Source organism: Streptomyces sp. NPDC001315 (assembly GCF_042896175.1).
Lineage (GTDB): Bacteria > Actinomycetota > Actinomycetes > Streptomycetales > Streptomycetaceae > Streptomyces.
Window position 1 is genome coordinate 80,368 of record NZ_JBIAWZ010000021.1, and the last position, 21,956, is coordinate 102,323.

A 21,956-nucleotide genomic window follows, 5' to 3' on the forward strand; every position below is an offset into this window, starting at 1 on the left:
CTACAGGTGTGAGGAGTGCCGCCGTCACCCTTTCGGACATCTTCAGGTAACCTGTATGATTTTTTCGTGGAACCGAACCAAACTCCGTCAGGGGCACAGGCCCTGGAACTCGTGCGGGCCATGGACCGGCTGCGTGGCCGTATCCGGTCGGAGACCGGCATGCGAACGGGCCCATGGAGCCGCAGTCAGCTGGCCGCGCTCCACCGCGTGGTGACCGGACCGCCCGCGACCACGAGCGCGCTGGCGGCCGCCGAGTACATGAAGCCGCAGTCCATGGCCCAGACCCTGGCCGTGCTCGAGAAGAACGGCCTGGTCACACGTAGCCCGGACCCGACCGACGGCCGGCGGGTGCTCTTCTCCGCGACCCCTCAGGGGCATGCGGAGGCGGCCCGCTGGCTCGACGCCCGCGAGGCCTGGCTCGGCGAGGCCATCGAGCGGGGTCTCACCGCCGAGCAGCGCTCGGGCCTGAAGACGGTCGTGGAGATCCTGGAACTCCTCGCCGACACCGACACCCCGTCATCACCCCGCCGAACCCACTGACCCATCGGGCATCGCGGGGTCCCCGAGCACCCAGCGACGACGCCGGTTCTCCCGATTGCGGTTCGGACGGACCTCTACGGTCCCGGTTGTCCGCGGGCGGTCCCGAGGACCGCCTACGGCCCTGGTTGTCCGCGGACGCCGGAGAATCCCGTACGGCTCCGGCGGCTCACCGGCGTCCCCGGGGCACTGCGGGCCGGGGGTGTCTCCGGTTCGCCGCGCCCCGCGGGCTCGCGGTGCCGGGTCTCAGGTGCCGGGTTCGGTCGTGGCCCGCTCGATGTCGTACAGCTCTTCGAAGCCCGCCAGGTCCTGCAGCCCCTCGTAGATCGCGAAGGACTCGGCGTCCGGACGCCCGCTCGGCCGTCCGGCCCGCTGCGCCCGGTAGGCCTCCCGAAGGGCCTCGAAGGCGGCTGCCTGTCCTGTCACCGGGTCGATGACCAGCGAGTATCCCAGCTCGGTCCACTCCTGCGGGGTGTGCAGGTCGAACGAGGTCAGCAACGCCACCGGACCGGGCAGGCGCCGCGGCGCGGCGGCCCGCTGTTCGGCGTTCTCCGGCAGCAGCATGACCGCGTCGGCGCCCGCGGCGAAGTACGCCTCGCAGCGTTCGACGGCCGCGTCGAAGCTCTCGTTCTGCACTGCTCCCGTGCGGGCGATCACCAGTAGGTCCGGGTCACGCCGCGCCGCCACCGCGGCGCGCACCTTCCCGAGCATCTCCTCCACCGGGATCAGGTGCTCCACATGGCGGTGGTGGCTGGCCCGCTTAGGCGCGATCTGGTCCTCCAGCTCGATGGCGTGGACGCCCGCCGCCTCCAGTTCCCACACCATGCGTGTCACGTGCACGGCGTCGCCGAAGCCCACTCCGCCGTCCACCACGAGGGGAAGTGCGGAACGCCGGCGGATCGAGGCCGCCGCCTGGGCGAGTTCCGTGACCGACAGAAGCGCCTCGGAGACCGCGAGCGACAGACCGAGCCCGCCGCCGCCGAGATAGCCGCCGTCAAAGCCCAGTTGCTCGCACAGACGCGCCGTGAGCGCGTCCGGGCAGTGCGGGATCATCAGCGGCCCCTCGTTCTCCACCCGCTGACGGAACTCCGCGCGTGCCAGTTGGTCCATTCCTCACTCACATCCCTTGCTCTGACCCGAATCCCACATGTATGCAACTGTAGACTTGTCGCGTCGATTTGACTACACTCCATCTTGTGGAAACGGACATGTCTCATCGGGGACCTCCCCCGGCAACGACCGGCAGACGGCGCAACGCGGCGGCGACCCGGGAGGCGATCCTCAGATCCGCGACGGAGGCCTTCAGCCGCCTTGGCTACGACGGCGCCGGTGTGCGGGAGATCGCCGGCGGCGCCGGGGTCAGTGCGATGATGGTCAACCGCTACTTCGGCTCCAAGGAACAGCTGTTCGCCGAGGTGGTCGACGCCTCTTTCACCCCACGTACGGTGGTGACCGGCGCCCTCACGACGCTCAGCCGCGACATCGCCGCGGCACTGGTGGACCGCACGGCCCCCGGGGCGGACGAACTCAGCCCGTTCCTGCTGGCCCTGCGTTCGGCACCCAACCCGCGCTCGGCCGAGCTGGTCCGGCAGGGCATCGAACGGCACGTGGAACGTCACCTCGCCGGGCTGCTCAACGGTGACCGGGTGCGGGAACGCTCCGCGCTCGCCCTCTCGGTGATTCTCGGCGTGTGGACGATGCGCAGCATCATCGGCAACACGGCTCTGGTCGAGGCGGATCCCGACAGGCTCGCCCGCCTGCTGGAGGCCCTGCTGACCATCCTGCTGGAGAGCCACGACGGCCGGCCTCCCCCGCCGGGGCGAGCCGCGGCCTGCCACACCCCATGAAGTATGTTGGGGCCCGGTACTGAACTGATCCTCTTTTTACAGCACATATGCGTATGTGCCCCGACGGCCCGCCCGGCAGCAGGCACTGCGAGCCCGCCCGGCCGGCGAGACCGCCGCCCAGTCGTGTGGCGTCCGGGGACGGCTCGTCCCCGGACCGCTCACCAGCTCATGCCCTCCGGCGCTCACAGCGCCGCGCTGAGCCGCAGGCGCCTGCGCGCTGAAGCCTTGAAAGAGCGCGCGTACAACCATTTGGTGCAAGGAGAAGAAGTCATGACGGAACGAGGACCGCTGGACGGTCGTGTGGCGATCGTGACCGGCGCCGGACGGGGCATCGGCCGGGGCGAGGCGATCGCGCTGGCGGCCGCCGGCGCGAAGGTCGTCGTCAACGACGTCGGTGTGAAGGCCGACGGGCAGGGCGCCGCTCAGGGTCCCGCCGACGAGGTCGTGGAGTTCATCCGCGCCCAGGGCGGCGAAGCGGTGGCCAGCTACGAGTCGGTGGCGGACTGGGCGGGCGCGGCCCGGGTGGTGGCCACCGCGGTCGAGGAGTTCGGCCGGCTGGACATCCTGGTGAACAACGCGGGGATCGTGCGCCAGCACAAGATCGAGGAGGTGACCGAGGAGGACTTCCAGCTGACCATCGACGTCAACCTCAAGGGAACCTTCGCGATGTGCCGCGCCGCGATCCCGGTCCTCCGCGAGTTCGGGGGCGGACGCATCGTCAACACCTGCTCCAACCAGTGGGCGGCGCCGATCGGCAACCCCGAGTACGCCGCGTCCAAGGGCGGAGTCGTCAGCCTGACCTACGAGCTGGCTTGGGAACTCAACAGCGACAACATCACCGTCAACGCGATCGCTCCGTTCGCGCTGACCCGGATGACGGAGGACGCCAAGCAGCGCGACGCCGCTCTGGTGGCCTCCGGCGCGATGAGTGAGCGCCGGATGAAGGCCAAGGAGCCGCGGGCCGAGGCGGGCATGGTCGCGCCGATCGTCGTCTACCTGGCTTCGGACGCGGGCGCCGACGTGACCGGCTGCGTCTTCAGGGCCGGCGGCGGGAAGATCGGACTTTACAGCCACCCGGTGGAGACGCGGACCATCTTCCGTGACGAGCAGAACGGGCCCTGGTCGTACGACGAGCTCGTCGACCTGCTGCCGCGCACCGTGCTCGCCCAGGGCAGCAAGGCCCCGCACATCCTCTGACCCGGGCGTTCGCCGCCGGACCGCCGACAGTTGGGGCTGCCCTGCGTGCGCCCGCAGGGCAGCGGGCTCAGGCTCGCCATGCCCGACGGCACTGGTCTCGCGACGAGTTTCCCCTTCCCCGGCACGATCGGCGTCCACGGGCAGACTCGTCACCTCCTGGTCGACCGGCCTGGAGCCGGGCCAGGAAGAGGAGCGTTGACCCCACCGGAGTGACCTCGGGCCCGTACGGTCCGCCGCGCCGAACCGCGGGAACGGCACGGCGGACCGCGGGAACGGCACGGCCGATGTCGCGAGCCGGCGGCGCGCGGTCTCTGCGCGCGGCGTACCTGACGGTGGAGAACCCGGACGCGGGCCATCGGTGGGACTGTCGTGGCGGCGCCCGCACGTGCGTCCACCTGCGACGACCCGGTTCCGGCCGTCGGCTGCGACCCAGCCTGGGGCCTGGGCGGCAAGACGTTCCGTATCTACGGCTCCCGAGCCGCCGCCGGCCAGGGAGCCGGCCGACCTTGCCGACGGCGGACCCTCACGTCAGGGCCCGGACGCCCCGGACACCTCGATGCGGTGCCTCAACCAAGAGACGCCTCGATTCCCTCGGAGCGGTTCTTGAGGAAGCGGGCGCGCCACCGGCCGATGGTGTGTTCGGCGACGGCGTACTCGAGGGCGATCTGCCGATTGGTCCGGCCCTCCGCGCTGGCCAGGATCACCCGGCTGCGAAGCACCAGTTGGTCCGGAGCGGAACCCGGCTGCGCGAGTCTCTCCAGCGCCTGTCTCTCGTGGTCCGTCAGCACCAGTTCCGCCTTGGGCCGGCCTCCCAAGTATGGATTGGACTGGTGCACGGGGATGTCGAGGCCCGTGAACCGGTGCACGACGAAGCGCGCCCGCCACTTCCCCACCGTCCCCTCGGAGACGCCGAGACGGCGCGCCACGTCGCGATTGGTCAGGCCCACGGCGCAGTCCAGAATGATCTGGCTGCGCAGAGCCGCTTGGCTGCCGGGTGCCGGGTCGAGCGCGAGGCTTTGCAACCGTCCGATCTCGTCGACGGTGAGTGTGAGATCAGCCTTCGGACGTCCCTGTCGCATGCAGTCCCTCAAGTGCTGAATCGCCGTGCGAGAGCCGTTCGGAGCGGGCCGTCGCGGCGCTGCCCGGCCCTGGTATTGGGTGTGCCCTCGTGTAGTACAAACGTGTGCCGCCAGGTGTGGGTTCGCAAAGCGCCGGCTCAACGCGCGGACGTACGTCGTGCGGCGAACATCCGCGCGGTCGGCTGGGGTTGTCCCAGGAACGTTGGGTTTCGGCACCCGGCCCAGGAACAGGGCCGGGGTCCGCCGTTGCCGGTTGCTGCGGCGGGGTCAGTCGGCGGCGAGGAGGTGAGCGGGAGCGATGCGGGACAACCGCCTGATCGGTACCGTCAGTGCCACGCACACCAGGGCGGTCGCGGCCAGCGTGGCCAGCAGCGCGGCGCCGCCGACCGCGAGAAGGTGACCGTGCAGCAGGCCCTGGCCGAGCGAGACCACCGTGACCAGGCCGGCCGCCGCCCCGGACAGGCCACCCAGCAGCGCCAGTCCGATCCCCTCGTAGAGGGTCAGCAGCGCCAGTTCGTGCTGGGTCCAGCCGGTGGCCCGCAGCACCGCGAGATCGGCGGCGCGCTCGCGCTGCGAGAGGACCAGAACGTCGATGGCGCCGACGGCGCCCAGCAGCAAGGACAGGGCCACGCTGAGGTAGTCGGCCTCACGCGCCTGCGCGACCACGGCGCTGCCGAGCAGTGATCCGGCCACCTCACCGCGGAAGGCCAGCGTCAGGGCGAGCAAGACCGTGAAGGCGGCCACTCCCAGGGCCAGCCCCGCCGCGCCCAACAGCGTACGGCCCCGCACCCGCAGCAGGTTGAGCACGGCCAGGCCTGCCACCGAACGCACCGGACGCGCCCGGCGGGCCGCCGTCACCGGCGGCCGGACAGCTTCCATCGGTCCCATCCTCGTGGCCAGCCAGGCGGGAATCAGGCCCGCCGCCGTGGCCAGCAGGAGCGCCACCGGCAGCACGAGCAGCGACTTGGTGCCGGCGTCGGGCTGTCCGAGCACACGGCCCAGCACGTACGCGAGCACCGCACCCGCGGCTCCCGCGGCGAGCCCGATCACCGCCAGTTCGCCGAGGACCAGCCGGAGTACCTCGCCCCCGCTCCAGCCCAGGCAGCGCAGGGTGCCGATCTCCGTGCGGCGGGAGCGGACCGAGGCCAGCGCCGCCTGTCCGAGGAAGAGCGCGCACACGACGAGGACCAGCACGAACAGCACCGCGCTCTTCGTGTCCACCGCCCTGAGGATGCGCAGTGCCACGCCCTTGGCGACCCAGCGCTCCGTCACCCGTGCCGAGGCGTCGAGCACCACGGTCTGCGGGGCCGGCGAGCTGCCGACGGTGACGTCTACCTGGAGCCGTGGGTAGGCCGCCCGGATCGCCCCCGCCACGGCGTTCACCCGGGCCCGGGAGGCGGTGTCGACACCGGTCACTCCGGCCACCCGAATCCTGATCGCGCTGACCGGCGCCTTGTCCTGCGGGCTCGGCACCCGGCGGCTCTTGGTGAGCGCGGTGATGGAGTCCAGAGTCGTCAGCATGGTGGGCGGCCGGCTGAGGTAGCCGCCGAGGTTGCGATCGGGCTGCAGCGGCGCACCGCCGAGCGCCGCGCGGGTGCCGCTGTCCGCACCGGTGACCTGTGGTGTCCGGTAGGTCTCCAGGGGAACCGCGGACAGCGGCGAGAAGCCGGCCAGTTTGCCGGTGTCGTAGCGGCCGACCAGATGGACGAAGGGGTTGGGCAGGCGTCCGGAGTCGACGCCGTCGCAGGATCCGAGGCCGACGCAGTCCGTGGCGGCGTGGCTGGTCACCGGCCGGTACTGCTTGCCCTGATTCTCCTCGGGGACGAAGGGGAACGGCTGCTGCTCCAGGTTGGTCACCCACAGGCTGGGCCGCTGCGCCGGCTGCGCCTGCACCGCGAGGTCGCCGCCGGACGTTCGGCGGTAGGTGACCGGGCCGACGGTCCAGTAGGAGTCGGTGTCGAAGGAATCCTCGTCCAGCTCCTTCCGGTAACCCTTGTTCAGATCGACCCCGACCTGGCCCACCCGGGTACCGTGCAGGGCTCGGACGAAGCTGTCGGCCTTCGGATTGCCCAGTTCGGAGGGCAGCTTGGCCGGGTCTCCCACGTCGAGCCGCTCGACGGTGGCGTCGAGGGTGCCGGCGGTCAGCGGGTTGTCGCTGAGCAGAGCCGGGACATAGCGGTCGCGCTTTCCGTGAACGCTCTTGGCGGAGGACACCGTCCACGGCTTGTCCTTCTCGGTGAGCATCCGGCCCGAGGTGATCGCGGTGTGGAGGCCCACCAGCCGGTCCTCGGCCGCCGGGTCGATGGCGGACAGCAGCACAGGGTGGGCGACCGGAATGTCGATGGTGGCCTTGTCCTGCCCGGTCTGACAGTTCATCCGCGAGTTCAGGTCCGGGTCGAAGGGCGACCTGTCCCTGAGGTCCTCGCCGATGATGTTCGGCTTGAGGGGGAGTTCGAGGTTGAATTCGGTCTGCTCGGTCTTGTCCCGGTTGAAGTAGAAGCAGACGTCGTACTTCCCCTTGAGCTGGTACCGCTGGGTGTTCTTGTCGACCGTGCCCTTCTCCAGGGTCTCGGACCGGAAGACGCCGTCCGCCGACGAGCCCGAGGTCAGGGGGGAGCGGGTCAGGTAGACGTATTCGTCGGACGTGCGATAGCGGCCCAGCCCGGCCGTGAGTGTCGGGCGCAGACGCAGGATCTGCCGGGACGCCTTGCTGTCCAGGAAACGGGACACGTCCATGGTGACGGTGCTCGCCACCATGAGGTAGCCGATGTTGGCCACCGGTGCGGCCACGTCAACCCCGGGGATGGTGCGGATGCGCCGGTACTGGTCCATCGTGATGCCACCGAACGTGCCGGACAGGAAGTTCGGCGCGACCGTTCCGCTCCTCCGCTCGATGTCCGTCTGCGCGTCAGGCGGGCGCACCAGGACGTCGTACGCGGATCGTGCGTTCTTCCGTACGTTGCCCACGGTGGTCGCCTTGCTGGTGCTCACCGTCGCGGTCAGCAGGGTGAAGCTGGTCGCCGCCACCAGGATCCCGGCAGCCAGGGCCAGCGCCCGCCCGCGCCTGCGCCGGAGTTGGTCGAGGATGATGGTCATCACGGGCGCAGCCCCCCCAGCCGGTCCAGCACGTCACCGGACGGCGTGACGCGCTGGTCGGAGGTGATCCTGCCGTCCTGCAGACGCACCACCCGGTCGCCGTTGGCGGCGACCTCCGCGTCGTGGGTGGCGATCAGCATCGTCATCCCGTACCGCTCGCGCAGCGACATCAGCAGGTCGATGATCTCCCGTCCGATGACGCTGTCCAGGTTGCCCGTCGGCTCGTCGGCCAGCAGCAGTCCCGGCCGGTTGATCAACGCACGTGCGACGGCGACGCGTTGCTGCTGACCGCCCGACAACTGCGAGGGCAGGGCGTCGGACCGGTCGGCGAGACCGACCGCTTCGAGCAGTTCCCTGCCGCGCTCGCGCCGGTCGAAGTCCACCCTGCGCGGCAGGACGGGGGCGAGCACGTTGTCCAGCACGGTGAGGGCGGGCAGCAGGTGGAAGCGCTGGAAGACGAAGCCGATGCGGCGCCGGTGGGCGTCCAGGTTGCGGGACGCCAGCTCGGTCCCGTCGATCTCGACGTGCCCCTCGTCGGGCCGGTCCATGCCTCCCGTCAGGTGCAGCACGGTGGACTTTCCGGCACCGGAGGGTCCGGTCAGCATCACCGCCTCGCCTGCCGCAACCTCCAGGTCGACCCCGTCCAGAGCGGTCAGCCCGGGGTATCGGCGACTCACCCCGCGCAACGCCACACTCACAGCCATCAGTTGCAGCCTCACCCTCATACATTGTCGCAATCCAGAGGTATATTGGCACAATGCAAGAAGGAGATATATGCCGCTCCACCACGCCGTGCTCGCGTTGCTGACCCAGCGGCCGAACCACGGATACGAGCTCAAGGCCCGGTTCGAGGAGACCATCGGCCCCCAGTGGGGTGGCCTCAACATCGGCCACCTGTACCAGATCCTCGAACGGCTGGTCCGTGACGGCTATGTCTCTCGCTCGCAGGTCACCCAGACCGACCGGCCCGACAAGAACCTGTACACGCTCACCGAGGCCGGCGAAGCCGAACTGCGATCGTGGGCGACCACGTCCTGGGTACGGGTCGGCGGCTTCCGCGACGAGTTGTTCCTGAAGCTCCTCGGCGCCGCCGCCCTGGGCACGCAGGCGCTGGGCACGCTGATCGAGTCGCAGCGGCAGACCTACTTGTCCGAACTCGCGGGACTGGCCCGGCAGCGCCGGGCCCACGCCGACGAACCCCTGGTCGCCATTCTGATCGACGCCGCCATCGCGCACACCAAGGCCGACCTCGCCTTGCTGGACAGCGCCGCCCAGCATCTGGGACCGATCGCCGCGGCACACGGCGTACCCGCGGCCGAACGGCCGCGGCCGGACACCGACGGCGACGACGGCGCGGGAAGGACGCCGCGCGCGGAGTCCGCGTAGGCGGCGCCGGACACGTACCGGGGTGACGCCGCGGCCACGGCCCGGCTCCGTAAGCCGCCGACCGCCGGGCCGCCATGACGGCGGGCGGCGCCGCTCGCCGAACGCGTTTCGCGTGCGGCCGGGCCGACGGTGAACCCGGGACCCCGCCTCGTTCGTGCTACGGAGAGATCACCGTGTCGCAGGGAGACATGTCGCCGCCCGTGACGAGGCAGCGCCGTACCCGTGCCGCCCTTCGCGCCCTTGCCTGGAAGAGAGAGCCGTGACACCTCTTGACGACGCCCCCCTGGATGTCCTGGACGCCTACCGCACCTGTGAGTTCGCCACGCTCGGGCGGGACGGCACCCCGGCCGCCTGGCCGACGGCAGTACGGCGGAAGGAGGACGGCACCCTGCTGCTGACGACCTCGCTCGCCTTCGCGCAGAAGGCATTGAACGTGCGCCGGGACAGCCGGGTCGGCCTGCTCTTCTCCGACGCCACCGGCAGCGGTCTCACCGACGCGCCGCAGATCTTCGTCGGCGGCCGGGCGGAGTGCCCCGACCAGATCGTGACGGGGCCCGAGGGCGCCGAGGACTACTGGCAGATGCTCTTCGAGCGGCAGCCGCACAGCCAGGCATACGTCTCCGCGCCGCTGCGATGGACGATGGACTGGTACTACCTGCGGCTGCTCATCACGGTGACGCCCGAGCAGGTGATCGTCAGGCCGCCACTCGTCGCGTCCGCGCCCGGGACGGCGACCGCGGCGGACAAGGCCGGCGGGGCCGGCGGGGCCGGCACCCTGCCGGGGGCCGCTCAACTGGCCCCGTACGACAGTGCGGTGCTCAGCGCCCGCGACGCCTCGGGCGCCCCCGTTCTGGCCCGTACCCGGCCCGTGCCGACCGCGGCCGGCTACGCGGTGGAACTGCCCGACGACTGCAGGGCCGAACCGGGACCCGCCGCACTGCTGGTGCACCGGCACGACGACCGGATGAACAACATGCACAACGCGCTGGTCCGCGGGCGCCTGGAGGCGTCCGGCGACGGTCTGCTGCTCGTCCCCGAGAAGGTCGTGCAACCGATGGGCACCGGCCGCGCGAGCGACGCGCTGGGAGTGATGCGTCGTACCAAGCACGCCACGGCCCGCTACCTGGAGCGGCGGGGACTGCCCCGGCCGGAGGTGCGCTGGAACGAGTTCCGGGCCCTGGCCGCGGCCGCCCGGAAGAAGAACGCGAGCTGACGCCGGGACCGTCTGCGCGATCCCCGTGCCGGACTCACGGGGGTGAGATCCTGTCCGGGCGGCGACGGAAATACGTTTCTGAGGTCCGGTGATAATCAGCATGTAGAGCCGGGTCATTGCTGCATGGAGTCTTTCCACTGCTCCGGCCGGCAGAGCAGGCCGGCGGGAGCGGTCGTATCGAGTCGGCCTTCGAAACCGGCGCCTGCCTCCGGCTCGACGACGACTGCAACCGCGGAGACGTGCCGTCGCGGTCCGGCACGGATTGCGGGGAGGGCTTCGTGGTGGATATCCGCTCGCTGGCCCGGCGGACGCAAGGCGGCGAAAACCATGAAGCCGGGTCAAGACGCGTTCCACCAGCCACCGGCCGGTGCCCGGTCCGGTGCCGCGGCGGTCGGTCTCGGAGACGAGGCCGCGATCGCGGACCCGGCCACGGCCGGGAGGGACCGCACCGAGCCGACAAGGCGCCGTATCCGTCGGTGATCGAGTGACGCATCGAGCCCGCTCGTCGACACTCGACCGGCGACGGACCATCTCCACGTTGCCGGAACGGCCACCGGGGCCGACCCATCTCATGTGTGCCTGTCCTTGTTGCCATCGGCACACTGCCTCGAAAACTGGCGGCCGCGGAGCCGGCACTTGGGCCGCGATCACTCAGGTGGCACTGCTGATGTAAGCCGCGTCCTGACACGGAAGGGATGCCGTCGGCCGGGGCGGCATCCATGCTGCTGCGGGAGACTAGCTAGGGCCACCAGGGCGTGGCATGTCGCCCAGACCGGCGATCTGGTGCTCGACGAACCGCGCCCGCCAGCGGCCCACCGCATGCGGCGTCGAGCGGTGTGCTGCCGGAACGCCTCGATCGCGGCCCGCACTTGCGGCGCCCCATCCCACTCCGCGCCGTACTCGCCAGTGGGGGTACGCCAGTCACGCACCAGCCGCTCGGCCGCCTCGGCGACGTCGCCCGGGCCCGCGAAGACCCGGCGGAGCGCGGTAACGGAACCTTTGGCGATCGCATCCCTGGAGTGGAGTCCGAGCTTGTCAGGGGCCCAGCCGGCCTCCTGCCAGGTCAGCCCGAGCTTGGCGTACGCCCAGCCGGTCGGTCGCCGTCTACCGCCGGGCCTCGTGACCCGGTATCCCGTGGAGGTAGGTCTGTGCTGCTTGATCCGCCAGGAGCCGGAGGCGGTGGCCGCCACAGTGATCGACGGGCCGATCCCGCGGCCCAGGACGTCACCGTTGGCCGACGGCGCAGCAGGGCACGACCTGACGGTCCGTCGTGGGGAACATCTGTCGGTCGTCGGCCCTTCCGGATCGGGCAAGCCGCCTCGGCCACCAGACGGGCCTCGCGGGCGCCGTCGAGGCTGATCTGCTCGGCGACCCGTCCGGCACCGATGAGGTCCTCCCCCTTCAACACGAGCCCGGTCAGGCGGCCACGCTGCAGGCCGGCGGCACTGCGCCGGGGTACGGCGGTGGAAGCGGGGCAGGTCAGCGAGCAGCGGGTGCCCGTCGGGGGCCTCGCACGGCGCCGGGTCGATCGGGTCCTTCCCCAAGGAGCCGGGGTTGTGCTCGGAGTGCCGCTTGCCGTTGGCATCGGCCTCCGAGGCGCGGGTCGGCGGGTGCAGGGCGGTCAGCAGTTCCAGACCGGTCACCGCGGTCGACCCGCGCGGCGTCATCACTCGGGACGCGTACACCCCCAGGATCCGGGCGAGTTCCGCCGGCGGAAGCTGCCCGGCGTGGGCCCAGCTGCGGGTGTCGAGCGCGTTCCAGGACGGGATGCACAGCTGGACGCAGGACGGCTCTGAACCCTGCGCGGGGCGGTAGATCCGCGCCCACGGCCCGAACCCGCGCTTGGTCAGCTTCCAGTCGGCGCGCGCCAGCTGCTTGATGACCTTGTGGCCCTCCGGCAGCCGCCCGGCGTCCCGCTCCTCCTCCGAGAGGACGGCCGGCAGGCCGTAGCGCTCCAGCGCGGCCTCGGTGAGCACGATCAGCGGGTCGGCGTCCTTGCCCGGACCGGACAGCTTCGGCTGCCCGAGCTTCGCCTCCCGCAGCGTCCAGTCGACCAGGGACGGGAGGGACTCGGCCGCGCGGACTTGTGTGCGCAGCGCTGCCGCTGCTGCGACGTGCGCTGCGCACACCGGCTCATGCTTGAGCAATCGGCTCCTGCGTGAATGTGGCATGGAGGCGCCGCGTGTGGTCCACCTGACGCTCGGCTCCGGTCAGTGTGACGCCGGCCGTCAGACGCGGATCCGCGCTGGAGGCGGCCAACCGCACCTCCAGCTCGCCCGGTTCGACGATGCGCCGACCGTCGCGCCCCGTGAAGGAGGCGAGGTCGGACGGGATCGTGACCCGGACGCGGCGGGCCGCGCCCGGCTCCAGCTCGAGCCGGGTGTAGCCGACCAGGCGCTGGACCGGCTGGACGACGGAGGCAACCGGGTCGTGCAGATAGAGCTGGACGACCTCGGCTCCGGACCGTCCGCCGGTGTTGCGCACGGTGAAGGCGAGGGTGAACTCACCGTCCGTCGGGGCTTCCTGGGCGTCCATGGTCAGGTCGCTCCAGTCGAACTGCGTGTAGGACAGACCGTGGCCGAAGGCGAACGCCGGGGTCGGATCGATGTTGGACACCTCGCTGGCGTGCGCGAGCCGTGCGCCGAGGTATGTGGTCGGCTGGGAGCCCGGCCTACGCGGCACGCTGACCGGGAGACGTCCCGAGGGGTTGATACGACCGCTGAGGACGCCGGCGATCGCGTGCGTGCCCTCCTCCCCGGGAAAGAAGGACTGGACGATCGCGGCGGACTCGGTCACGGCGCGGCCGAGGGCGTACGGCCGTCCCGCGAGCAGCACGGTGATCACGGGTGTCTCCAGGTCGAGCAGGGCGTCGACCAAGTGCTGCTGCGCACCGGGCAGGTCCAGCGACTCGGCGTCGCAGCCCTCGCCGCTGGTGCCCCGCCCGAACAGCCCGGCGCGGTCGCCGAGCACCACCACGGCGACGTCGGCCTCGCGGGCCGCCTGGACGGCCTCGCGGATGCCGGAGAGGTCTCCGTCGTCGATGCCGGTGCCGCGGGCGAGCGTGATCTCGACGTCGGGGAATTCCGCGGCGAGAGTGTCGCGCAGCGTGGGCAGTTCGATGCCGAGCGGGGTCCCGGGGTGGCGGACGCCGATGTGCTGGGGGAAGGAGTAGCAGCCCAGTACGGCGGTGGGTTCGTCGGCGTTGGGACCGATCAGGGCGATGCGGCGCGGCCGGGTCAGCGGCAGGGTGCCGTCGTTGGTGAGCAGGACGACCGCCTTCTCGGCGATCTCGCGGGCCAGTTGACGATTCTCGGGCCGGTCCAGGTCGACCGTGCCGCGCAGGGCCTCCGGGTCGTCGGCGTCCGCGCCGTCGAGCGCCGCCGGCATCGGGCTCCAGTCGGGGTCGAGCAGGCCCAGCATCGCCTTCTGGGTGAGGACGTGGCGCAGGGCGCGGTCGATGAGCTCTTCCGGTATGCGGCCGTCCCTGACGGCTTGCACGAGGGGTTCGCCGTACGTCTTGACGTTGGGCAGTTCGACGTCGATGCCCGCCGTGAGCGCGGTGCCGGCGGCGTCGGCCCAGTCGGCTGCGATGCCGTGCAGCGTCTTGAGGAAGGCGATGGCGAAGTAGTCGGCGACGACGGTGCCGTCGAAGCCCCACGTGCCGCGCAGCAGCCCGGTCAGCAGGTCCTCGTCGGCCGCGGAGGGCATGCCGTCGGTGTCGGTGTAGGCGTTCATCACCGACCGGGCGCCGCCCTCGCGGATCGCCATCTCGAAGGGAGGCAGCAGAACGTCGGCTCGCTCACGCGGGCCCACGGAGGAGGGGGCGAGGTTGCGGCCGGCGCGGGAGGCGGAGTAGCCGACGAAGTGCTTGAGGGTGGCGACGATCCCGGCGGACTCAAGGCCCTGCACGTACGCCGTCGCGACGGTGCCGACGAGGTACGGGTCCTCGCCGATGGTCTCCTCCACCCGGCCCCAGCGGGCGTCGCGTACGACGTCGAGGACGGGCGCGAGACCCTGGTGGACGCCGACGTGCCGCATGTCGCGGCCGATGGCGGCGGCCATGCGCCGCACCGTGTCCGGGTCGAAGGTGGCGCCCCAGGACAGCGGAACGGGGTAGGCCGTCGCTCCCCAGGCGGCGAAGCCGGCCAGACACTCGTCATGCGCGAGAGCGGGAATGCCGAAACGGTTCGCCGAGGTGATACGAGCCTGGGTGCGGGCCAGGGAGAGCGCACCCACAGCGGGGTCGACGGGGACCGTGCCGAAGGGCCGGGTCAGCTGACCGAGTCCGGTGGGCAGCAGCGCCTCGAGATCGACGGCCTCCTCCATGTCGTGCTGATGGGGGGCCACTTCACCGCCCTGATCGGAGGCGCCCACCCACACTCCGTACAGCTGGGCGGTCTTCTCCTGAAGGGTCATCGCGTCGATCAGAGCGTCGACTCTCGCGGTGACGGGAAGGGTGGGATCGTTCCAGAGGGGGATTTCGGGGGTGGTCTCTACGGCCACGTTGGCGTTCACTTTCCTCCCACGCCCATCAGGCCCTGGACCAGGGCGCGACGGGCGAACAGGCAGACGAGCAGGACGGGCAGCACCGACAGCACCACGGATCCCGGAAGGCCCGCGACGCCCTCCGTGGTGCCGGCCCACCACTGGCCACAGCGTCGGCGTCGATCAGCGGCTGAATCCGGCGGTCAGACCGCTGAGCAGCTGACGGCGGCCGAATGCATACAGGACCAGGACGGGCAGTGTGGTGAGGACGACGGAGGCGAGAACGGCTGGGACATTGACCCCGTACTGGCCCTGGAAGGTCCACAGTGCGAGCGGCAGGGTCCGGCGGTCAGGGCCCTGGGTGAGGATCAGTGGCAGCAGGAATCCGTTCCAGATGGTCAGGCCGTTGAAGATGGTCACGGTGAGGATGGCCGGTCGGGTGAGCGGTGCCGCCAGCCGCCACAAGGTCGTCCACTCGGTGGCGCCGTCGACCCGCATCGAGTCGAACAGTTCCTTGGGTATGTCGCGGACGAAGTTGGCGAGCACCAGCACAGACAGCGGGATGGCGAAGGCGATCGACGGGAGGATCAGCGCCAGCAGGCTGTCATACAGATGCAGTTTGATGATGATCAGATAGACCGGGATCACCGTCGCCTGCAGCGGGATGGCCAGGCCCATGAGGAACAGCCCGTTGATCACACGCAGGCCCCGCATGCGCCAGCCGCGTACGATCGCGTAAGCGGCCATGAAGGAGAACACGACCGCCGGCACCACCGCGCCGACGGTGACCACGGCGCTGTTCACGAAGTAGCGGATGAAGTCGGACTCGATGACCAGCCGGTAGTTGTCCAGTGTGGGGTCGCCCGAAGGCACCAGCGGGTTGCTCGAGTAGTAGCGGCTCTGGGCCTTGAGGCTGGTGATGAGAATCCAGTACAGGGGCACGGCGACGACGACGAGCCAGATCCATCCCGCCAGGCCGCCGGCCCAGTTGCGCCGGCGGGCCGCCGGACGGGAGTGGCGTTGCCGCTCGCGGTGGCTGGCCTTCTCCGGTCGTTGCGGCTTGGTCAGCGTGGTGGTCACGTCAGGCCCCCTCGAGTTGGCTCTCACCGGCGTCCCGGCCCCCGAGCCGGCGCAGCAGCAGGGCGAGAGCGAGGCCCACCAGGACCAGGATGACCGCGATGGCGCTGGCTGGTCCCATCTGGCTGGCCCGCCAGCCCTGTTTGTACATGTCCAGCGCGAGAACCCGGGTGGCGTCTCCGGGGCCGCCCTCGGTCAGGACCCAGATGAGGTCGAAGAAGGTCAGCGACCCGACCACCATCAGCGTGGACGAGGTGATGATGGTGTACTTCAGCTGGGGCAGCGTGATGCTGGAGAACTGCCGGATCCGCCCGGCGCCGTCCAACTGCGCGGCCTCGTACAGGGACTTCGGAATCTGCTGCACGCCACCCTGGTAGATCAGTGAGTGGAACGGGATGAACTGCCAGGAGACGACGAAGACGATGACGCCGAACGCGAGCCCGGGCCGCCCCAGCCAGTCCTGGCTGAGTACCTTGATCTTCAGCCCGGCACCGAGCCCGAAATTGGGGTCCAGCAGGGCCTTGTACGCGACCGCGATCGCCGCGGAGCTGAGCAGCAGCGGGACGAAGTACACCACGCCCAGCACTGCACGGTAGCGCTGGCGGCCGGCCAGGAACGTGCCGAGCAGAATACTCAGCGGAGTCTGAACGGCCCAGGACACGATCATCACCAGGAACGTCACCCAGAGGGCATGCGGCAGCCCGGGGTTGGTGAGGACCGTACGCCAGCTGGTCAGTCCGGACGCGTGGATGGCGCCGATCCCGTCCCACGTGGTGAAGCTCAGCACGAAGACGCCGACGAGCGGAATCACGGCGAAGCAGACGAAGACCACCAGCGCCGGCGCCGCCAGCCACGGCAGAATGCTGCGCGGTTGGCGACGCGGCGGATGGCTGGTGAGCGCGCTCATTTGCCGATGACCGCGTTGAGGTTGCCGGCGAACTGCTGCGGCGAGATGGACAGCTGGAACAGCTTGGAGATGTTGTCCAGCAGCGTCGCGGCGGCCGTCGGACTCAGCGCCTGGTCCCAGGACTGGCCGAACGTCTTGGCCTTGCTGGCGATGTCGTAGGTGAGCTGGAGGAAATCCGCGCTCTTGGAGGCGGCCAGCAGCTTCTCCGTGCCCAGCCGGATCGGCACCGACCCGTTGTCGATCCACTGCTTCACCTCGTCGTCCTGCAGGACGCCGGTGGCGAAGAACTCCTTGGCGACCTTCTTCTCCTCGGCGCTGGCCTTCGAGGAGATGGACAGGTACTGGGCGGGGTTGCCGACGGTGTCGCTCGGATCGCCCTTGCCGCCATCGACGGGCGGGAAGTTCATGAAACCCAGCCCGCCGCTGGAGACGAAGTCCCCACCGTCGGACTGCTGGATGCCGTACGACCAGGCGCCGTGCAGCATCATCGCGGCCTTGCCGGTGTACAGCAGCGCCTGGTCGGCGTTGGAGTCCGCGGTGATCGAGGAGAAGCCCTTGATGAACCCGTTGGCCTTGACCAACTCCTGCACCTTGGTCAGCGCGGTGATGGCGGCCGGGTTGGACCAGGCGTTCTTCTCGCCCTCGATGACGGCCTGGAACACCTCGGGACCGCCGATGCGGTCGAACAGGAACTCCAGCCACATCATGTTCGTCCACTGGGACTGGCCACCCAGGGAGAACGGTGCGATGCCCTTCGCATTGAACTTGGGCACCAGCGCCATGATGTCGTCCCAGGTCTCCGGCGGCTTCACGCCGACGTGGTCGAAGACCTTCTTGTTGTAGTAGAGGATGATCGGCTGCACGGTCTCGCACGGCATCGCGTAGATCTTGCCATTGACGGTCGCCGCGCCGAACGAGGACGGGAACAGCCGCTGCTTGACCTCGGAGTGCTGGTCGAACCACGAGGTGAGGTCCTCGACCTGGCCCGCCTCGACGTAGGTGCGCAGCGTCCCGCCGCCCCAGCCCCAGATGATGGTGGGCGCCTGCCCGGCGCCGATGGCGGTCTTGATCTTCGTCTTGTACGCGTCGTTCTGGAAGGTGGTGTCTTTGATCTGCGTCTTGGGGTGGGCCTTGTTGAACGCTTTTACCGCGCCGGCCCTGACACCTTCCTGCGGTTGGCCGTTCAGGTACCAGTACGTGGCTGCGGCGTTGCTCTTGCCGGGACCGGACGAGCCGCAGGCCGTGAGCGCCGCGGAGACCGGTATGCCGGCGGCCAGGCCGAGGAGTGTACGCCGAGACAGGGTGCGCCGAGAGAGAGGGATCTCCATGTTTGTTCTCCGCACTCGAGAGCCACCGGCTTCTCGTGAGTCATGGTGAAAGCATTTCGAAAGAGCCGACTTGGATTTCCGTGCGTGCAAATTAGGTTTCGGGCTGATGTCGTGTCAAGGGATGTGCAAGCACGTTGCTGGGCAACCGTCAGGCGCATAAGCTCGGGCGGGTGCGGCTCTCACGAAGCCCCGACAGGCATCGAAATGTTTTCGAAATATTGAAGGTAAGAGCAGGGAAGAGTGGGCCTACGATGGCTGCGACTGATTCACTGCCGGTGACGGACCAGGTCATGCCGCGCCGGCTGGGTGTGGGCCGGTGCCGGACCGGGTCGGTGTCCTCCGGGCCGAGATGGCGGTGACACGGCGGCGATCGCCGGTGTACCGGCCCGGTCCGGCCCGCGGACATGCTGCAGGTGCAGCTCCCCCGCCCTCCGGGCTCCCTGCCGGGTTGCCGTACGGTTGACCGGTTCCACCCGCGTCGCCGGCCACGACCGGCGGCTCACCGCGCCGGTGGACGTACAGCTGAGAGGAACCGATGCCACCGAACGTCAGACGCACCACTTTGGCGGACATCGCCCAAGCGGCTGGGGTCTCCGTCGCGACCGTGTCCAAAGTGGTCAACGCTCGCGGTGACGTGGCGCCGCAGACCCGCGCCCGGGTGCAGGAACTGCTGCATCAGCACGACTACCTCGCGCCTGTGTTCCGCCACACCGAGGCCCTGGAAAGGCCGACCATCGAGGTGCAGTACCAGGGCGACCTCAAGTCGTACGTGGCCAAGGCCCTGGAAGGCATCGTCAACTCCGCCGCCGAGGCAGGAGCCTCGGTGGTGATCAGTAAGGCGTCCCGTGCCCCGCACTGGGCCCGGGATCTGGTCTCAGCCGGACGCCGCGCCCTCATCGCGGTCACCAGCGTGTACACCGCCGCGCATCTGAAGGAACTGGCCCGTGTCGGGCTGCCGCTGGTCGTGCTGGACCCGCTGCACCTGCCGGACAGCCAGGTCAACAGCGTCGGGGCGACCAACTTCTCCGGTGGCCTGGCTGCGACCCGGCACCTGCTCTCCCTCGGCCACCGCCGCGTCGCCTATCTCGGCGGACCGGCCATGGCCGTGTGCAACCAGGCACGCATGCACGGCTATCGCGCCGCCATGGAGGCGGAAGGAGCACCGGTACCCGACGCCTACATCCGGCCCGGAGAATTCACGTACGAGACCGGCTTGCTCGGCGCCGCGGCACTGCTGGACCTGGAAGAGCCACCGACAGCGATCTTCACGGGCAACGACGAGATCGCCCTCGGTGTCATCGAGACCGCCCGCGCCCGAGGCCTGCGCGTCCCCGAAGACCTGAGCGTGGTCGGCTTCGACGACACGGACCTCGCCCAGATGGCCTCACCGCCACTGACCACCGTGCGCCAGCCGCTGAGGGAAATGGGCGGTGCCGCCCTGCGCACCGCCCTCCGACTGGCCAACGGCGACAAGGTCGAGTCCCACCACATCGAACTCGCCACCGAACTCGTGGTACGCGCCTCGACGGCACCGCCCGGGGAAGAGGCCTCGCCACGTAAGTAATCGCAGGTGGGGCGCCTTCGGGCAGGACTGGCGATCCGGTCAGGGGCGCCTTCCGCGCGGGCCGCCGTGAGCTGGTCGATCTGCTGCCCGAGGGCGCCTCGGCGGGCGCTTCGGATGCGGACTGCCGGGGCATCCGACTCGAGGTGCATGACGCCCATGAGGGTCAGATCAAGTCCCGGCACCGCATGAGCGAGGGAATATCGGACTTCGCGTAACGGGCCGTCTCATGAGGCGAGTCGGCATACTCGTCATGCCCTGTGATCAAGACGGAGCGTGCTCTGCCTGGTTGTGCCAACCGCTGCGCGGCGTCCCTTGAGAACTGACCGGCGCGGCCACCCGCAGGCGCTGGCCCGGCGCGCCGCAAACCGCGAACGGGACGCGGCGGTGGCCAGGAGATGTTGCTGATCGTGCGCGGCAAGTGCAGAGCCCGCCCCGCGCGTGGAGGACCGGGATACGGCCCCCGGGAGTCAAGCCGGTGTCGCCTGCGGCGGCCTCCACGATGTCCAGCGACTGGTGCTTCCCGCCCTGTCTACCCACCTGACCAGCACAGATCACACAGCGTCGGAATTCAGCCCGCATTCCTGGTGCGTACGCGTGTGGGCTGCTGGCAGTCGATGCAGGGTGCCCGTGCCCGCGAAGGCGGCAAGGCCGCTGAAGGAAGAGATGTTGACGATACTCCCGAGCGGCGGGCCCGCATACCGGGCAGTACGACCTTGAGGACCGTCACCACGCCGTGCACGTACCTCGGCCATCATGCGCGCTCCGATCGCGTGGAAGGTGCGGTCGATGGCGGTACTGAGGAAGTGGACACCCAAGGCACCTGTGCGAGGGTGGCGCACATAAACACGCCAGTTGCTCTGCAGAGGCGAGGGCAGCAGTCGCCGCCACCGGCCGAGGAGCGCCGGACCAAGATGCCCGTGGCGGTAGTTCAGAAAGGTCAGCATCGCCTGGTCGCCTGCCTCGCCGATGCGCTGCAGCTCAAGGCCGGGCGGTATCAGTGGCGCGAGGCGGTCCGCGCCGACCACGTAGTTGACGTACACGACGTCGGACATGTCACTCATGTGGGATGCGCTCGCACAGCATCCGCAACATGCGGCGGTTGGCCGCCCCGTTCAGTGGTGCGGCGATCCGGCCTCGTGGGTGGATCCACGGCGCATACCGTCCGTACCTGGTCTGCCGGCGGGTACGGCGCAGCGCACGCTCGACAACCCAGGTCGCCGAGCCGATCGACAGAACAAGGTCGAGCACAGCGAGGAGTGCGAGCATGAAGGGAGTACGACAAGTGCACTGTGGGGGTTCGAACGGCGGCCCGGTCGAAGCAGACGAGCACCCGCAGCACACACCCCACTCCTCCCACCAGCCACCTTCGGAACGTTGCCGAGTCCACACCCGTCGGTACGGAAGTGCCCCCGAACTGCTTCCACGTGCGGCGGGCAGGACCTATGACCCCGCCACCGGCAAGCTACGAGCGCGGCTGTGCCGTCTCACCCGGGATCCTGGGAAAGTCCCGGTGACCGGGTGATCTCCTTTTCGGCCGCTTCGACGACGGTCAGTACGGCGGCCGCCGCTGCCGCGGGATCGCCGGCCGCCACGGCATCCACGATGGCGCGGTGGCCGGGCAGCGAGGCTTCCACCGCGCCCGGGGTCTGGGTGCTGACGCGGAAGCTGTGTTCCAGCGCGATGGCGATGGCGCGGCCCAGTGAGCCGAGCAGACGGTTGCCGCCGGCGTCCAACAGGGCCCGGTGGAAGGCGATGTCGGCCTCGATATAGCCGCTGCGGCCGGGTTCCGCCGCTGCGGCCTCCATAGCGGCCAGGGCGTCGTACAGGGCTCGTACGTCGTCGGGGCCGGCCCGGTCGGCGGCGAGCCGGGCTGCCTCGGGCTCGACGATCCGGCGCAGTTCACTCGTGTCGCGCAGCAGTGCCGTGGCGTCCCCGTCCTGTTTCCAGCGCAGTACGTCACGGTCCAGGTGGTTCCAGTGCTCCGGGGGCAATACGCGCGTGCCGGTGCGCGGGCGTACACGCAGCATCCCCTTGGCCACCAGAGCCTTGACCGCCTCCCGCAACACGCCCCGGCTGACTCCTATCTCGGTCGCGAGCAGGTCCTCGACCGGCAGCGGATGCCCCGGTTCCCACACTCCGCCCACGATGCGGCGGCCGAGCTCGTCGACCACACGCTCATACATGGTCGGAAAGTGCACCACGATCTCCGCTTCCCCCCCTGGACGCCATTCATCGAATCA

17 protein-coding genes and 1 pseudogene are annotated in these 21,956 nt (G+C 70.0%); 6 read left to right on the top strand and 12 right to left on the bottom strand.

The window, feature by feature from the left end:
• The first annotated feature begins 66 nt into the window (after nt 1-66).
• On the top strand, nt 67-540 hold the full coding sequence (locus ACFY16_RS35525; RefSeq protein WP_390651359.1) for a MarR family winged helix-turn-helix transcriptional regulator: 474 nt from the start codon (nt 67-69) through the stop codon (nt 538-540).
• Nucleotides 541-783: 243 nt separating this feature from the next.
• On the opposite strand, the gene ACFY16_RS35530 is transcribed toward ACFY16_RS35525, so the two are convergent.
• Nucleotides 784-1,647, bottom strand: coding sequence for an oxaloacetate decarboxylase (locus tag ACFY16_RS35530; protein WP_390651360.1), 864 nt, complete (start codon nt 1,645-1,647; stop codon nt 784-786).
• Between the two features lie 98 nt (nt 1,648-1,745).
• Between ACFY16_RS35530 and ACFY16_RS35535 the strand changes: the two genes are divergently transcribed.
• Complete coding sequence (locus ACFY16_RS35535; protein ID WP_390651361.1) at nt 1,746-2,384, top strand: TetR/AcrR family transcriptional regulator; 639 nt, start codon at nt 1,746-1,748, stop codon at nt 2,382-2,384.
• A gap of 270 nt (nt 2,385-2,654) precedes the next feature.
• Nucleotides 2,655-3,581 carry an SDR family NAD(P)-dependent oxidoreductase gene (locus ACFY16_RS35540; protein WP_390651362.1) on the top strand — a complete coding sequence of 309 codons (927 nt, stop codon included), beginning with the start codon at nt 2,655-2,657 and terminating at the stop codon, nt 3,579-3,581.
• A 566-nt stretch (nt 3,582-4,147) separates the two neighbouring features.
• Here ACFY16_RS35540 and ACFY16_RS35545 read toward each other — a convergent pair.
• The 3 genes from ACFY16_RS35545 to ACFY16_RS35555 all read right to left on the bottom strand — a co-directional run bounded on the left by ACFY16_RS35545 (nt 4,148) and on the right by ACFY16_RS35555 (nt 8,460).
• Complete coding sequence (locus ACFY16_RS35545; RefSeq protein ID WP_390651363.1) at nt 4,148-4,660, bottom strand: helix-turn-helix domain-containing protein; 513 nt, start codon at nt 4,658-4,660, stop codon at nt 4,148-4,150.
• Between the two features lie 267 nt (nt 4,661-4,927).
• Entirely contained in the window at nt 4,928-7,756 is a 2,829-nt protein-coding gene (locus tag ACFY16_RS35550) for an FtsX-like permease family protein (protein WP_390651364.1), read from the bottom strand.
• A complete protein-coding gene (locus ACFY16_RS35555; protein WP_390651365.1) occupies nt 7,756-8,460 on the bottom strand; it encodes an ABC transporter ATP-binding protein in 705 nt (234 codons plus the stop codon). The genes ACFY16_RS35550 and ACFY16_RS35555 overlap by 1 nt, the downstream gene beginning before the upstream one ends.
• Before the next feature lie 70 nt (nt 8,461-8,530).
• Between ACFY16_RS35555 and ACFY16_RS35560 the strand changes: the two genes are divergently transcribed.
• Entirely contained in the window at nt 8,531-9,142 is a 612-nt protein-coding gene (locus tag ACFY16_RS35560; RefSeq protein ID WP_390651366.1) for a helix-turn-helix transcriptional regulator, read from the top strand.
• 259 nt (nt 9,143-9,401) lie between these two features.
• Nucleotides 9,402-10,355 (top strand): pyridoxamine 5'-phosphate oxidase family protein, encoded by a 954-nt coding sequence (locus ACFY16_RS35565; RefSeq protein ID WP_390651367.1) that lies wholly within the window; start codon nt 9,402-9,404, stop codon nt 10,353-10,355.
• A gap of 1,445 nt (nt 10,356-11,800) precedes the next feature.
• Here the strand turns inward: ACFY16_RS35565 and ACFY16_RS35570 are convergent.
• The 5 genes and pseudogenes from ACFY16_RS35570 to ACFY16_RS35590 form a co-directional block, all read right to left on the bottom strand.
• Nucleotides 11,801-12,430 (bottom strand): annotated as a pseudogene (locus ACFY16_RS35570) (transcriptional regulator); the annotation flags it as partial.
• Nucleotides 12,431-12,488: 58 nt separating this feature from the next.
• Complete coding sequence (locus ACFY16_RS35575) at nt 12,489-14,870, bottom strand: glycoside hydrolase family 3 N-terminal domain-containing protein (RefSeq protein WP_390651368.1); 2,382 nt, start codon at nt 14,868-14,870, stop codon at nt 12,489-12,491.
• A 153-nt stretch (nt 14,871-15,023) separates the two neighbouring features.
• Nucleotides 15,024-15,920: a carbohydrate ABC transporter permease gene (locus ACFY16_RS35580; protein ID WP_390651369.1), complete on the bottom strand. Its 897-nt coding sequence runs from the start codon at nt 15,918-15,920 to the stop codon at nt 15,024-15,026.
• A gap of 1 nt (nt 15,921) precedes the next feature.
• The gene (locus ACFY16_RS35585; RefSeq protein ID WP_390651370.1) at nt 15,922-16,824 is read right to left on the bottom strand and encodes a carbohydrate ABC transporter permease; all 903 of its coding nucleotides are present in this window, start codon (nt 16,822-16,824) and stop codon (nt 15,922-15,924) included.
• Nucleotides 16,821-18,152 carry an extracellular solute-binding protein gene (locus tag ACFY16_RS35590; protein WP_390651371.1) on the bottom strand — a complete coding sequence of 444 codons (1,332 nt, stop codon included), beginning with the start codon at nt 18,150-18,152 and terminating at the stop codon, nt 16,821-16,823. Before ACFY16_RS35590 ends, ACFY16_RS35585 begins: the two co-directional genes overlap by 4 nt.
• 535 nt (nt 18,153-18,687) lie before the next feature.
• Here ACFY16_RS35590 and ACFY16_RS35595 point away from each other — a divergent pair.
• A complete protein-coding gene (locus ACFY16_RS35595) occupies nt 18,688-19,716 on the top strand; it encodes a LacI family DNA-binding transcriptional regulator (protein ID WP_390651372.1) in 1,029 nt (342 codons plus the stop codon).
• 551 nt (nt 19,717-20,267) lie between these two features.
• Here ACFY16_RS35595 and ACFY16_RS35600 read toward each other — a convergent pair.
• From ACFY16_RS35600 to ACFY16_RS35610, 3 genes are all read right to left on the bottom strand, one after another.
• Nucleotides 20,268-20,768: a DUF2071 domain-containing protein gene (locus ACFY16_RS35600; protein ID WP_390651373.1), complete on the bottom strand. Its 501-nt coding sequence runs from the start codon at nt 20,766-20,768 to the stop codon at nt 20,268-20,270.
• A 1-nt stretch (nt 20,769) separates the two neighbouring features.
• Nucleotides 20,770-20,982 carry a hypothetical protein gene (locus ACFY16_RS35605; protein WP_390651374.1) on the bottom strand — a complete coding sequence of 71 codons (213 nt, stop codon included), beginning with the start codon at nt 20,980-20,982 and terminating at the stop codon, nt 20,770-20,772.
• Between the two features lie 218 nt (nt 20,983-21,200).
• Nucleotides 21,201-21,899, bottom strand: coding sequence for a FadR/GntR family transcriptional regulator (locus ACFY16_RS35610; RefSeq protein ID WP_390651375.1), 699 nt, complete (start codon nt 21,897-21,899; stop codon nt 21,201-21,203).
• Nucleotides 21,900-21,956: the final 57 nt, after the last annotated feature.